The sequence below is a fragment of the Mesorhizobium sp. M0998 genome (genome assembly GCF_040318885.1).
Taxonomy (GTDB): domain Bacteria; phylum Pseudomonadota; class Alphaproteobacteria; order Rhizobiales; family Rhizobiaceae; genus Mesorhizobium.
On the sequence record NZ_JAMYND010000002.1, the window covers coordinates 142,884 to 154,753 of the forward strand.

Below are 11,870 nucleotides of genomic sequence, written 5' to 3' on the forward strand. Positions count from 1 at the left end.
GCGCCGCCGCGTGAACGGCGGTTAGTTGGCATCATCTCCTACTGTCAGGAACCGCCCATGCGCGTAGAAGACCGGCGATCGATGAGCGCGGTCCAGCGCAACGCCCGACACGATGCCGATGACGATCATGTGCGATGCCCGCACGATGATTTCGGCCACCCGGCATTCGAATATTGCCCGTGCGCCGACAAGCAAGGGCGCGCCGGTTTCGCCACGCACCCATGATCCGGACGAGAACCGCGCGGCGCCCTTGGCTTTGGTCATGCCGCCAAAGGCACGTACAACGTTCTCCTGGTCGCCGGCGGGAAGATTGACCGAAAACGGCAAACCTTCGTGAATGACCGAGGCAAAGGTGCTGCCGCGGTTGACACAAGCCAGCAGCGACGGCGGCTCGGCGCTGAACGAGCAGAGAGCCGTCGCCGTGATGCCGCAAAAACCGATCTCGTCATGTTCCGACGCGAGGATGGCGACCGAGCCCGCCACGGCCCGCATAGCCTGCTTGAACGCGCGCGGATTGATGGCGTCGTGCCCATCCACCCACGGCGTCGGAATGGCGGCCGCCGGCATCAATTTACTCGAAGCCCGGCCTGGCGCATCAGCGGCAGCACGCGGTCGCAGAAGAAGGGCAATTCGTAGGTGTAGTTGACGAATGTGAGGGCGGCGCCGGAATAACCCTGTTCCATGATCTCGGTGAGGTCGTCGACGATCTTTTCCGGCGTGCCGATGAGCGGGAACGTCCCGGCACCACCGGCGAACCTTTGCCGATATTCGGTGAAAGCCTTCGCATCGTGCGAGTTCGCGAATTCCTTCTTCTTGCGCATGTGCTCGTCGACCGCACCCTCGTCCGCGCATTCCAACGCGTAGTGCCGGTAGTAATCCTCGGCTTCCTGCTGGGTCTCCCGGCAGACGACGTGACAAACCGTATAGACGCCGACTTCGCGCCCGACTTCGGCCGCGCGGTTGGTGATGTCGACCACATGCGCACGGCCGTCCGCAATTTCGGAAAAGGTCGAAAACAGATAATCGCAGTGGCGCGCTGCGTAGTTGCGCCCCGGCGCGCCGAAGGCGGCGTTCATGGTCACCGGTCGCGGCGCCTGCAGGCTTGGCGGCCGGCTGACGACGCCCTTCAGATCATAGAACTCGCCGCCGAAGTCGAACGGCTCCCTCGATTGATAGGCACGCGCGATGATGTTGATCCATTCCTCGGCCTGATCGTAGGTCCGCTCGCCGACCGTCTGCCCGAACATGGCGAACTCATCCGGGTTCCAGCCGCAGACGATGTTCAAGCCGGCACGCCCGTTGGAGATGTGGTCGACCGTCGCCAGCGCTTTGGCAGCCTGCAGCGGATGAACCAGCGGTACATGCACCGTCATGAACAGGCCGATGTTTTCCGTGGCGACAGCAAGGCCCGCCGCCCAGGTGAACGTCTCGAACGACCATTCCCGCACATGCGTCAAACCGCCGAAGCCGCGCCAGCGGGCGATCGGCAGCAGAAACTCGAGGCCGGCGCGATCGGCGATGCAGGCGGAGTTTAGGTTGTCTTCCCAGCGGGCACGCCAGCGCTCGGGAACGGTGGTCATTGCCAGGCCGCCATCGGCATTCATTGAAAAGACGCCGAGTTTGAACCTGTTCGGCCCTTTCAGCGGGTGCTGCTTCCTGATCATGTTTTCCCCTGCCGCGACATGCCCTCACCTTCACCGTTGGAGTTTTGAAACGGTGGGCTAAGCTTCGTGAAACGCTCCTCGGCGTTCTGAATGAAGTGGGTCATGCGGTCGTAAGCGGCGACGGCGTCGCGCTTGACGAATGCCTCATAGATTGCGCGCATGCCGGCAACGATGACGGCCTGCGTCGGCTGGTGCGACAGCGTCCTTAAGCGGACGACGAGCACATGGTCGGCGAACCTTGCAATCGTTTGGGAAAGGCGCTCGTTCTCGACGGCGCCGAGCCAACAATTCCTGAATGCCGAATTGGCCTGGAAAAAGCGGTCGGCATCGCCGGCGGCGGCCGCAGCCTCGGCCTCCCGAAGCGCGGCTGCCAGCGTCTTGAGGCCAGCGGCGTCAAGTGTCCGTGCGGCGTGCGCGGCGGCCCGTGGCTCAAGCAGGCGGCGGACCTCGAAGATGTCGGCGACATCCGTCGCGGTAAGCGTGGGCAGGGTGAAGCCGCGTGTGGTGCCGACGAGATAGCCCTCATGCACCAACTGCATCAAGGCGTCGCGAACAGGCATTCTGGAAATACCGAGCTGGGCGGCAATATCGACATCGACGAGCTTCTGGCCAGGCGCCAATTCGCCATGCTGTATCGTCAGCCGGATTTGTTGATAGACCTGGGCACGCAGATTGCCATCGCCAACCCGTTTGAGCTCTATCGTTTCCGTCATCCACGCCTTCCCATGCGAAGATTTCGTATATCGTTTGAGGCTGTGTTCTCGCAGTCGTGCCGTTTGAAATGCAGCCACGTGTCGGCAGAAATCGACCTATCAGCCATGTTCCCGGCTCAAGTGGAGCATAGGCTGGATCACCTGGCAAGATGTTTTAAGTTTATAATGTATACTGTTTGAGTTCGCTGTCCGGAGGGCAATGGGTCACGCCATCTGTGCTGCCGCGCCGCGCGACGGCGGGGACAGCCAGCGATTCCGCGCGGTTCGGTAAAAAGCGTACAGACGTTTTTCCGTGACACATCGAAGTTGACGGATTTAACTAAAATTACTTGCGATCTGCGCGCGCCGGCACGCCCACCCCGATCCCCTCGCCGGTACGCATTACTGGATCGCCCGCCGTATCGAAAGGTGCGGCGGGCTTTTCGTTTCGTTTGGCGGGGAGGCGCTTATGCGAGACTTGCCCAGGAATATCGACGCCGACGTCGTGATCGAAATCAGCAAGCTGCTCGACGACCGGGCGAAGTCCGTGCCAGTGCCGGTGCACAAGCTGGCGGCGATGATCCGGCTGGGCGTCGAGACGCGTCTGACCGATCACTCCATCGAAGAACTGATCGTGGAAATGGCCGCGACGCGGGGGCTTCCGATGCTGTTCGACTTGCCGGTGGTCGACAACGTCGTGCCGATTGCCTCGGCGCGCCGTCCCCGCTGACACTTCGCTCGAACCTCACCGATCGTCGCGTCGCCGGCCGACGTCACGTGTCCTGATGCGCGGGCCGGGTGTCGCCTTTCTTTTCGGGGTCGTGGGTATGGTGGCTGTCGCGTTCGCCACCGCCGCCGGAGACCCTGCTGTGGCTGCGACGGTCGGAGTCGGCCGGCGGCTTTTCGACGCTCAGCGGCTTCTTGGCGTTTTCGTGCGCGGCGCCGGGACCGCCCTGGCGGATGCTGGCAGGAGTCTTCTTCGACGTGGACATGACCTAGCGATCCTGGACGTTGCCTTGATGGGTGGTGTTGACCTTCGTATTGCCTTGCTGGCCCTGCTTGTCGGGATCCGGAACGGCTGATTGCGGTGCCTGTTCGGCTGCTACCGATTTTTTGTCACCGGCGCCCTTTGGGCTCAGGTTCTTCGGCGGCACAGGGGGAGGTTTTGTGCTCATGGCGTGTCTCCTTCCGCCACCCAAACAAGCGGCTCGGGAGAAAGGTTCCCGATGGGCCGGTCCGAACGGCAATTGCCGCGAATAGCCGGGCCCGCAGGCCGTGGCTTGGCCGGCGGGATCCAGGATTATTTCTTGATGATGTTTCCGTTGTTCAGATCGAAGGCCTGGGCGCCGAACGCCTGCCTGAAGAAATCCTCCTGCAGATCGCCCCATTCGCCAAGATAGGCGCCGCAATTGCTGCAATAGATCGGCGTCGAATCCTTCGGGTTGTCGGGAATTTCCATCAGGATCGTCCCACACGCCTTGCAATCGAGCTTGTCATCCAAACGGCGGCCCATTGGCCTATAATTGCGCGTTTTCGGCCGCGCGCCAATTGTCGTATTCGTACGAAACTGCGAACGGTACGTTTTCCACCTGCAGGCGGGCAGCAGGCTAGCGGTCCGCCGGATTTCCGAACGCCGGATCGCGCCGCCTCGAATACCTTCCCACCCGCGGCAGCTCGTCTGGAAAGTCGACCCAGGGAAGCCTCATGTCCCAATATGCGTGGGCCTGCGGCGGAAACCGTTCGGGGTGGTCGAGAAAGCCGATCGACAGATAGAGTTCGTCGGGCAGGCCCTGGTCGACATAGCCGATCGATGTTCCGCAATCCGCACAGAAGGACCGGAGCACGCCGGGGGTTTTCGAAAAGGTCTTGGGCGTGCCGGTGAGCAATGTGAATTCGGAAGGCCGATAGCCGACCCACACCGTTAGCGGGCTTCCTATCGCCTTGCGGCAGTCGTCATCGTGATCGGAGCAAATCCAGAACGGCTCGCCGCGCATCTCCGCCGTTATGGCGCCGCAAAAACAGGACCCCGTTTCAGTTCGTGGCATTGCCTGCCTTCATTGCTGAGTCTCACTCATTGCTGGCCTGGCATTTCGGTATTTTCCTTGGGGTTCTTCTTGATGCCCGCGGCAGGCGAGGTATCGGCCGGAGCATTGCCACCCTGGTTCTGTTCAGGGGCTCTTTTGAGCGGCGAAGTTCGCCAGCCCATATCGCCGTACAAAAAGCCGATGAGAAAGCCGACGATGATGATGGCCGAAATCACCATCGCAATTAACGCGTTACGTCGCTCCATTTCGCGCGGCTCCTTTCTTCGAGCCGAACAAACGATGGCGGAAATGGTTCCGGCGAGACGGAACGGCGTGACGGGACGGAGCCGGCCGGGAACATTCAGCCTCACGGCGGGTTCGTATGAGTGCTCTTCTTACAGGGAGTGGCTTGCATGAGACCCGCCGTAACCGATCGCATCGAAACCAAGAAATACGACCACCCGACAGGCGGCTGGGGATCGCTCAAATCACTGGTCCGCAAGGCGCGAGGCGAAGGCCTGCTGTTGTCCGGGATATGGAGCACGCTGCTCAAGCAGAACAAGGCCGACGGCTATATGTGCGTGTCTTGCTCATGGGCAAAGCCAGCCCAGCCGAGGCCTTTCGAATTCTGTGAAAACGGCGCCAAGGCGACGATGTGGGACCAGACCAAGCTGCGCTGCGAACCGGCTTTCTTCGCCGAGCATTCGGTGACGGAACTGCTCGATTGGCCGGACCACGATCTTGAGAAGCAGGGCAGGCTTACCGAGCCCATGCGCTACAATGCCGCCACCGACCGTTACGAGCCGGTTTCCTGGGACGATGCATTCCGCGACATAGCTGCCGAACTGCGGCGGCTCGATCCCAAATTGGTGGTGTTCTACACGTCCGGCCGGGCCTCGCTCGAGGCCTCGTTCATGTACCAGCTTTTTGCGCGGATCTATGGGTCTTCGAACCTGCCCGATTCGTCCAACATGTGTCATGAATCGACCTCCGTCGGCTTGCCGGAATCGATCGGCTCGCCGGTGGGGACCGTGCAGCTCGAAGACTTTGCGAAATGCGACATGATGTTCTTCTTCGGGCACAACACCGGGGTGACGGCGCCGCGCCTGCTGCATCCGCTGCAGGAGGCACGTCAACGCAACGTGCCCGTCTTCACTTTCAATCCCTTGCCCGAGCGGGGACTGAAGCGCTTCAAGAATCCGCAAAACCCCCTCGACATGCTGTCGCCCGGACCGGGTACCAAAATGTCCAGCGACTACTTCCAGGTTCGTTCGGGCGGCGATATCGCCGCGATGACGGGTATCGCCAAGGCGTTGCTGGCGCTCGACGACGACGCCCGCGAAAGCGGCAGGACGCGTGTCCTCGACACGGCTTTCATCGCCGAACACACGCATGGCTTCGCCGAATTCGAAGCCTTCCTGCGCAAAACCCAGTGGAGCGATATCGTTGCGCGATCCGGCATTGCGCTGACCGACCTGGAGCATGTCGCCGAGGTCTACAGCCATGCCAACGCGGTGATCGGCAATTACGGCATGGGCCTGACCCAGCATCGGCACGGCACCGAGAACGTCCAGATGCTGTGCAACCTTTTGATGCTGCGCGGCAATATCGGAAAACCCGGCGCCGGCATTTCGCCGCTGCGCGGCCATTCCAATGTCCAGGGACAGCGCACCGTCGGCATATCGGAAAAGCCCGAGCTCGTCCCGCTCGACAGGTTCGCCGAGTTCTACGCCTTTGAACCGCCGCGCGAGAAAGGTCTCGATACGGTCGAGACCTGCGAAGGCGTCATCGACGGATCGGTCAAGGGCTTTGTCGGGCTCGGCGGCAATTTCGTGCGGGCCGTGCCGGAAACCGGCCTGGTCGAGAAAGCCTGGCGTGGGCTCGACCTGCATGTCGAGATCGCGACCAAGCTCAACCGCAGTCACCTGATCGCCGGCCGGACAACCTATTTGCTGCCTTGCCTGTCACGCCTGGAAAGAGACCATCAGGCAAGCGGCGACCAAAGGGTGTCGGTAGAGGATTCCACCGCCTGTATCCACGGCTCGTTCGGATCGCAACCTCCGGCTTCGCCGCATCTGCTTTCAGAGCCCAGGATCGTCGCCGAACTCGCCAAGGCCACGGTGCCGGGCAGGAGTTCGATCCCATGGGATGAGTGGGTTGGGGATTATTCCCGCATCCGCGACGAAATCGAGCGCTGCTACCCCCAACATTTCCGCGACTTCAACGAGCGTTTCCTGACGCCCGGCGGCTTCCATCGCGACATCAAGGCGAGCAAGCGGGTGTGGGAGACGCCGAACAAGAAGGCCAATTTCAAGCTGCCAAGTGGCCTTGAAACCGATCCTGACATCGATGTCGCCGGCGATGATGTGCTGACACTGATCACGGTGCGCTCCAACGACCAGTTCAACACGACCGTCTACGGCTACAACGACCGGCTGCGCGGCATCAGCGGCACACGCATGGTGCTGTTGATGAATGAAAAGGATATCCAGCGCCTCGGTTTGAGCGCGGGACAGGAGGTCGATCTCGAAGCCAACGCGCGGGACGGTGTGGAGCGCCGCGTGCACGGACTGCGCATCACGCCTTACTCGGTGCCGGAGGGAAATTGCGCCGGTTACTACCCCGAGCTCAACCCGCTGGTTCCTTTGTGGCACAGAGCCGAGAGGGCTCATGTTCCGGCGGTCAAATCGGTACCGGTGCGGATATTGCCATAGGCGTTCGTCGTTCGCGGCAGGCACGCACCACGCCGATGTGACCTGGCGCCACTTTCAATCGCGACCTCAGCCGGCTCGCGCGAGTTCATCCACGGCATTCAGGATCGCACTCTGGCTCGCCGGCTTCTGCACCATCCTGCAAGCGCGGAACCCGGCTGGAATTTCGCGTTCGCCAAAGCCTGAGAGGAAGGCGAACGGAACACCGCGCGTCCGTAACGCTTCCGCGATCGGATAGCTGGTCTCGTCGTTCAGCTGGATATCCAGCAACGCGGCGTCAATCCCGCCTTCGCCAACGAGCCGGAGTGCCGCCGTTACCGACGAAACAGGTCCAACCACCTGATGGCCGGCTTTGCGCAGGTAAGCCGCCGCGTCGTCGGCGATCAGCCATTCGTCCTCGACGATCAGCACACGCATCTTTCCGGTCACGACGAGCCCTCACGGGTCAGAGGGAATGCGATTTCCGCCTCCAAACCATTTGAGTGGAAAGTTGTTTCAACCTTTCCGCCCAGCCGGTAGCCGATTTCTCCGCGCAGAAGAGTAAGGCCGAAGCCGCTGTCGGTTGGCTCCTTGATGCGGGGGCCGCCCTTCTCGCGCCAAGTGAGCCTGAAGGTTCCGTCCGCCACCGACCATTTCACGACTATCCGCCCGGCAGGTTTCGAAAGTGCGCCATATTTCGCGGCATTCGTCGCCAGTTCATGGATTGCCATGCCGAAGGAAAGCCCTTGTACCGGCTTGAGGCTCACCCGTTTGCCATGGAGTTCGAACCGTTCGGCCCCGAAGGGATCGAGTTCCTGGCGCAGCAGTTCCTCGACGGAAGCTTCGGTCCAGCTTTCTCGCGAGAGCAGACTGTATGCTCGTGACATCGCCTGCAGGCGGCCGATCAAGGCGTCGGCGAACTCGTCTTTCGACGCCGAGTTTTCACGGGTCCGGTTGGTGATGCTGGCGACGACCGCCAGCATGTTCTTGACGCGATGGTTCAGCTCCGAGATGAGCACCTGCTGACGCTCTTCCGCCTGCGCCAGCGTCGTCACGTCGATCATGGTCACGACCACGCCTTGGACGCCGCCGCTCTTGTCCCGATAAGGGTTGATGCGAACCAGGTGAAACCGGCCGTTGTCATCGCGCGCAAGGTGATGGTTCAGGGTCTCTCCCGTCTCGAACACCGCCTGGATGTGCCGCTTCAACTCGGGGTAATCGAGTCGGCTCGAAAGATCGGTCAGCGGGCGGCCGACATCGGACGGACGCAAGTTGAAGAACGATGACGCGGCGGGAGTGAAGGTCCGCACCACAAGGTTGCGGTCGAGGAAGATGGTGGCGATTTCCGTGCTTTCGAACAAGTTTCTGAGATCGCTGTTGGCGCGATCGAGTTCCTCTATCTTGCCGGTCAGCTCCGCGTTGATGGTGTTTAGCTCTTCATTGAGCGACTGCATCTCCTCCTTCGAGGCCTCAAGCTCCTCATTGGTCGACTGCGCCTCTTCATTGACGGAGACGAGTTCCTCGTTCGAAGATTTTACTTCCTCCAGCGCGGTTTCGTATTCCTCGATGGTCGATTGCAGCCGCTCGCGTGTGTCGCGCAACTCCCGCTCGAGATCGGCCGCGTCGTCGGTGCCGCGGCTTTCGTGTGCCGGCTCGGAGCGGATCTGGGACTGTCCCACCGGATTGAACAGGACGAGGTAGAGGGGCTCGCCATTACCCCGTTCCGTGTATGGCTCGACCGTCAATGTAATGACCTGAAGCTGTCCGTCGTCTTCCTCGACCGCTATGTTCTCCCGCACGACCGTGCGGCGCGTCGTGGCTGCTTCCCGCAACGCGGCGCGCAGTTCCAGTCTCAGCCCGTGGCGGGCCTGGGTCAGCAACTGCCGGCTCGGGGCGCCTTGCGGCGCTTCCAGATATTTGCCCGTCCGCGCCGAATAGTAGACGATGTCGCCATCGCCATTGACCAGAACGTGAGGCGGGGCGAACCGCTCCAGCACCTGAGCCTCGATCGCCTGGCGCAGTGAATGGCTGGCCGCATCCTTCTTCGAGCCGCCGCGTCCGACCGGAAGGGCACCCGTGCGGCCATTGCCGATCAGGACCGGCGGCCGCGGCGTGGCATGTTCCCGCGCCTGGAATATCCGCTGCTTCTTGTCGACCGTGGCGAACAGGTCACCGTGCTGACCGATGGTTTCCGAGGTCCCGAGGAACAGATAGCCGCCCGGGCGCAGCGCATAGTGGAAGATCGGGATGACCCGGTTCTGGATCTGCGGGCCGAAATAGATCAGCAGGTTGCGACACGAAATCATGTCGATGCGCGAGAAGGGAGGGTCGCGGATAATGCTGTGCGGCGAAAAGATGCACAGTTCGCGCACCTCCTTGCCGAGCACATAGCTCTCGCCGTCACTGTGGAAAAAGCGTTGCCTGCGCTCGGGCGAAAGCCCGTGCAGCAGCGCTTCTGGATAACGTGCCGCACGCGCCACCGCGAGCGCCGGCTCATCGATGTCGGTCGCGAATATCTGGACGCGCGGTGGCGCCGAAAGCTTCTCCATGCGCTCGCGCATCAGCATGCCGATCGAGAACACCTCCTCGCCGGTGGCGCAGCCGGGCACCCACACACGCACCGCATCGGAGGCGTTCTTGCCTTCGAAAATCTGCGGTATGATCTTGTCCTCCAGCAATTTGAACGCTTCGGCGTCGCGAAAAAAGCTGGTGACGTTGATGAGGAGGTCGCGAAACAGCTTCGCCACCTCGTCCGGATCCCTTTTCAGCCGTTCTGTGTAGGTGGTGATCGACTGCAGCTGCGTTATCTGCATGCGCCGCTTTACGCGACGCAGGAACGTCTTGGCCTTGTAGCCGGAAAAGTCGTGACCGGAATGGCTGCGCAAAATGGTGTAGATTTCATCGCGGGCTCGATCCATCTCGGCCTTGTGTTCGTCGTCTGCTTCGGTCAGGCCGTTCAGCACGTCGAAACCGCGGACAAACGCCTGAAGCTTTGCACCGATCTGCTCGGCGGGCGCCGCTATGTCGATCAGGCCGCTCGAAATCGCGCTCTGCGGCATGGCTGGATTGCGCGGGCCGGAACCGTTGGAGGCCTGGGCAATGGTCAGCCCGCCATGCTCCTTGATTGCCCTGGCGCCGAGCGTGCCGTCCGAATCGCCACCCGACAAGATAATGCCGACGGCATACTCGCCCTGGTCCTCGGCCAATGCGCTGAAGAAGATATCGATCGGCTTGCGCTCGCGGCTGAACGTGTTCGGCCGGCGCAGCGAAAGCGCGCCCTTACGGATGGTGAGAACGACGTTTTGCGGCATCACATAGACCTGGTCGGGTTGGACCGCTGCCCCCTCCTCGGCCACCAAGACCGGCATTTCGGTGTAACGTCGGATGACCTCGTGCAGCAGGCTTTCCCGCTCCGGGCTGAGGTGCGTGACGACGACGAACGCCATGCCGGTGCCGCCGGTCATTCCCTTGAACAAGCCCTCCATCGCCGGAATGCCGCCGGCCGATGCACCGACGCCGACTATGGGAAATCTGCCATTCTGGGATGCCACGCCAAGCCCCTGGTAACAGCCGCGAACACAAAGCCGTCAAACGACCCTAATCACGCCTCAGACTAAGACCGGGCCGAGCCTGAGGCCAGTAAATAGTCCAGTAACGGAACAAAGCACCGCGGCTGGGCATTAACATTTGACTTCGGAGGCGGTTCCAATGGCAAGACGACCACCTGAAATAAAGCCGGCCAAGCGAATCCTGTTGCCCTCGCCGGATCTGACCAAGTTCCCGGTATCTGAAAACATCCCGCCTCGCCTGCTCGCGCTCGCGGAACGGTTGCAAGAGGTCCTGGCCCGCCATTTTGCGGAAGTCCGCGCCGACAGCCGTAAATTCCGCAGGAAGAAGGAACAATGAGGTGCGCGACCTGCAAGGCTTGCATATCCTGATCGTCGAGGACGAATGGATGCTGGCGGGCGATCTTGCACGTTACTTCAGCAAGATGGGCGCCGTGGTGCTTGGCCCGGTGGCGACGGTCGAACAGGCATCGAAACATACGGACGAGGCGGAGGCCGCGATCCTGGACGTCAATCTCAACGGACGACGGGTATTCCCGATCGCCGACGAGTTGATGCGCCGTGGCGTGCCGTTCGTGTTTTTCAGCGGCGATGAAGACATCGTTATTCCTGAGCGCCTTCGCTATGCCAGCAGCCTCCGAAAATCCTCGAACGGCCAGGCTGTCTTCGATGCTCTCTTCCCAGCCGAGACGTCGGCATCGAAAGGAGGCCGAGCGTCGGAGCCCTCGGACGACGTATTTTCGCTGCTGCCCAAGCTCAGGCTCGCGGCGCGCCTGCTGCTGGGAGATGTGGAGGCCTCCGACCGGCTGGTCGAGCGAACGCTCGAACAGGCCATCGGCGAAATCGACAAGAGACGATCCGGCTCCTCCACGGAGGACTGGCTCAACGGCATCATGCGAAACATCGTCAGGGCACGCGGGCCAAACCTGCTGCACTGACCGTGGCCGCTGTTTGCCGCGATCCTACTTCCGGCTGCGTTCGACGAATTTGTTGAAGCGGCTGGTCTTTCCGCCGCTGGTCTCATCCTGGTAGAGGAAGGCCAGTTCGTTCTCATCGAAGATCCTGAAGAACTCGTCCCATTCGACAGGCTCGAACGTCTCTTCAGGCTCGCCGAAGTCGATGCGCAGTATGCCTCCCTCGCCCTTGGTGCGCACCACCGCCGGTCGCCCGTCGCGGTCCTCGGCCCAACGGCGGATTTCGTCGTGATCGGTGGTCGTCCTGGATTCAGACATCG

Annotated in this window: 15 protein-coding genes; 4 read left to right on the forward strand and 11 right to left on the reverse strand. The window is 61.7% G+C overall.

The features are described 5' to 3' along the window. Nucleotides 1-21: 21 nt before the first annotated feature. Genes NKH59_RS02495 through NKH59_RS02505 form a run of 3 tightly spaced genes read right to left on the reverse strand, consistent with a single transcriptional unit; the run spans nucleotide 22 to nucleotide 2,377 of the window. Complete coding sequence (locus NKH59_RS02495; protein WP_352502197.1) at nucleotides 22-567, reverse strand: flavin reductase family protein; 546 nt, start codon at nucleotides 565-567, stop codon at nucleotides 22-24. Further along, entirely contained in the window at nucleotides 567-1,661 is a 1,095-nt protein-coding gene (locus NKH59_RS02500) for an LLM class flavin-dependent oxidoreductase (protein WP_352502222.1), read from the reverse strand. Before NKH59_RS02500 ends, NKH59_RS02495 begins: the two co-directional genes overlap by 1 nt. After that, nucleotides 1,661-2,377, reverse strand: coding sequence for a GntR family transcriptional regulator (locus NKH59_RS02505; RefSeq protein ID WP_353020774.1), 717 nt, complete (start codon nucleotides 2,375-2,377; stop codon nucleotides 1,661-1,663). The genes NKH59_RS02500 and NKH59_RS02505 overlap by 1 nt, the downstream gene beginning before the upstream one ends. 448 nt (nucleotides 2,378-2,825) lie before the next feature. Between NKH59_RS02505 and NKH59_RS02510 the strand changes: the two genes are divergently transcribed. After that, nucleotides 2,826-3,086 (forward strand): hypothetical protein, encoded by a 261-nt coding sequence (locus tag NKH59_RS02510; RefSeq protein ID WP_352502195.1) that lies wholly within the window; start codon nucleotides 2,826-2,828, stop codon nucleotides 3,084-3,086. Between the two features lie 43 nt (nucleotides 3,087-3,129). Here NKH59_RS02510 and NKH59_RS02515 read toward each other — a convergent pair whose 3' ends face one another. From NKH59_RS02515 to NKH59_RS02535, 5 genes are all read right to left on the reverse strand, one after another. Beyond that, a complete protein-coding gene (locus tag NKH59_RS02515) occupies nucleotides 3,130-3,348 on the reverse strand; it encodes a hypothetical protein (RefSeq protein ID WP_352502194.1) in 219 nt (72 codons plus the stop codon). A gap of 3 nt (nucleotides 3,349-3,351) precedes the next feature. Further along, nucleotides 3,352-3,531: a hypothetical protein gene (locus tag NKH59_RS02520; RefSeq protein ID WP_352502193.1), complete on the reverse strand. Its 180-nt coding sequence runs from the start codon at nucleotides 3,529-3,531 to the stop codon at nucleotides 3,352-3,354. 125 nt (nucleotides 3,532-3,656) lie between these two features. Further along, a complete protein-coding gene (locus NKH59_RS02525; RefSeq protein WP_023716639.1) occupies nucleotides 3,657-3,815 on the reverse strand; it encodes a hypothetical protein in 159 nt (52 codons plus the stop codon). A gap of 148 nt (nucleotides 3,816-3,963) precedes the next feature. Beyond that, complete coding sequence (locus NKH59_RS02530; RefSeq protein WP_352472893.1) at nucleotides 3,964-4,401, reverse strand: GFA family protein; 438 nt, start codon at nucleotides 4,399-4,401, stop codon at nucleotides 3,964-3,966. A gap of 26 nt (nucleotides 4,402-4,427) precedes the next feature. Next, on the reverse strand, nucleotides 4,428-4,646 hold the full coding sequence (locus NKH59_RS02535; protein WP_352472892.1) for a hypothetical protein: 219 nt from the start codon (nucleotides 4,644-4,646) through the stop codon (nucleotides 4,428-4,430). A 147-nt stretch (nucleotides 4,647-4,793) separates the two neighbouring features. Here NKH59_RS02535 and NKH59_RS02540 point away from each other — a divergent pair, with 147 nt between their 5' ends. After that, nucleotides 4,794-7,094, forward strand: coding sequence for an FdhF/YdeP family oxidoreductase (locus NKH59_RS02540; protein WP_353020777.1), 2,301 nt, complete (start codon nucleotides 4,794-4,796; stop codon nucleotides 7,092-7,094). Nucleotides 7,095-7,160: 66 nt separating this feature from the next. Here the strand turns inward: NKH59_RS02540 and NKH59_RS02545 are convergent, their stop codons facing one another. Together NKH59_RS02545 and NKH59_RS02550 are read right to left on the reverse strand one after the other, a co-directional pair. Then, the gene (locus NKH59_RS02545; protein WP_352502221.1) at nucleotides 7,161-7,508 is read right to left on the reverse strand and encodes a response regulator; all 348 of its coding nucleotides are present in this window, start codon (nucleotides 7,506-7,508) and stop codon (nucleotides 7,161-7,163) included. A gap of 8 nt (nucleotides 7,509-7,516) precedes the next feature. After that, on the reverse strand, nucleotides 7,517-10,621 hold the full coding sequence (locus NKH59_RS02550; protein WP_352502191.1) for a CheR family methyltransferase: 3,105 nt from the start codon (nucleotides 10,619-10,621) through the stop codon (nucleotides 7,517-7,519). Between the two features lie 157 nt (nucleotides 10,622-10,778). Between NKH59_RS02550 and NKH59_RS02555 the strand changes: the two genes are divergently transcribed. Together NKH59_RS02555 and NKH59_RS02560 are read left to right on the forward strand one after the other, a co-directional pair. Then, nucleotides 10,779-10,976 (forward strand): hypothetical protein, encoded by a 198-nt coding sequence (locus tag NKH59_RS02555; RefSeq protein WP_352502190.1) that lies wholly within the window; start codon nucleotides 10,779-10,781, stop codon nucleotides 10,974-10,976. A 1-nt stretch (nucleotide 10,977) separates the two neighbouring features. Next, nucleotides 10,978-11,574: a response regulator gene (locus NKH59_RS02560; protein WP_352502189.1), complete on the forward strand. Its 597-nt coding sequence runs from the start codon at nucleotides 10,978-10,980 to the stop codon at nucleotides 11,572-11,574. A 24-nt stretch (nucleotides 11,575-11,598) separates the two neighbouring features. Here the strand turns inward: NKH59_RS02560 and NKH59_RS02565 are convergent, their stop codons facing one another. Beyond that, entirely contained in the window at nucleotides 11,599-11,868 is a 270-nt protein-coding gene (locus NKH59_RS02565) for a hypothetical protein (RefSeq protein WP_352472886.1), read from the reverse strand. Nucleotides 11,869-11,870 lie beyond the last annotated feature (2 nt).

Coding starts and splice junctions, on each gene's coding strand:
- NKH59_RS02495 (WP_352502197.1), bottom strand. CDS start 567: ATGCCGGCGGCCGCCATTCCGACGCCGTGGGTGGATGGGCACGACGCC.
- NKH59_RS02505 (WP_353020774.1), bottom strand. CDS start 2,377: ATGACGGAAACGATAGAGCTCAAACGGGTTGGCGATGGCAATCTGCGT.
- NKH59_RS02510 (WP_352502195.1), top strand. CDS start 2,826: ATGCGAGACTTGCCCAGGAATATCGACGCCGACGTCGTGATCGAAATC.
- NKH59_RS02515 (WP_352502194.1), bottom strand. CDS start 3,348: ATGTCCACGTCGAAGAAGACTCCTGCCAGCATCCGCCAGGGCGGTCCC.
- NKH59_RS02520 (WP_352502193.1), bottom strand. CDS start 3,531: ATGAGCACAAAACCTCCCCCTGTGCCGCCGAAGAACCTGAGCCCAAAG.
- NKH59_RS02525 (WP_023716639.1), bottom strand. CDS start 3,815: ATGGAAATTCCCGACAACCCGAAGGATTCGACGCCGATCTATTGCAGC.
- NKH59_RS02530 (WP_352472893.1), bottom strand. CDS start 4,401: ATGCCACGAACTGAAACGGGGTCCTGTTTTTGCGGCGCCATAACGGCG.
- NKH59_RS02535 (WP_352472892.1), bottom strand. CDS start 4,646: ATGGAGCGACGTAACGCGTTAATTGCGATGGTGATTTCGGCCATCATC.
- NKH59_RS02540 (WP_353020777.1), top strand. CDS start 4,794: ATGAGACCCGCCGTAACCGATCGCATCGAAACCAAGAAATACGACCAC.
- NKH59_RS02545 (WP_352502221.1), bottom strand. CDS start 7,508: ATGCGTGTGCTGATCGTCGAGGACGAATGGCTGATCGCCGACGACGCG.
- NKH59_RS02555 (WP_352502190.1), top strand. CDS start 10,779: ATGGCAAGACGACCACCTGAAATAAAGCCGGCCAAGCGAATCCTGTTG.
- NKH59_RS02565 (WP_352472886.1), bottom strand. CDS start 11,868: ATGTCTGAATCCAGGACGACCACCGATCACGACGAAATCCGCCGTTGG.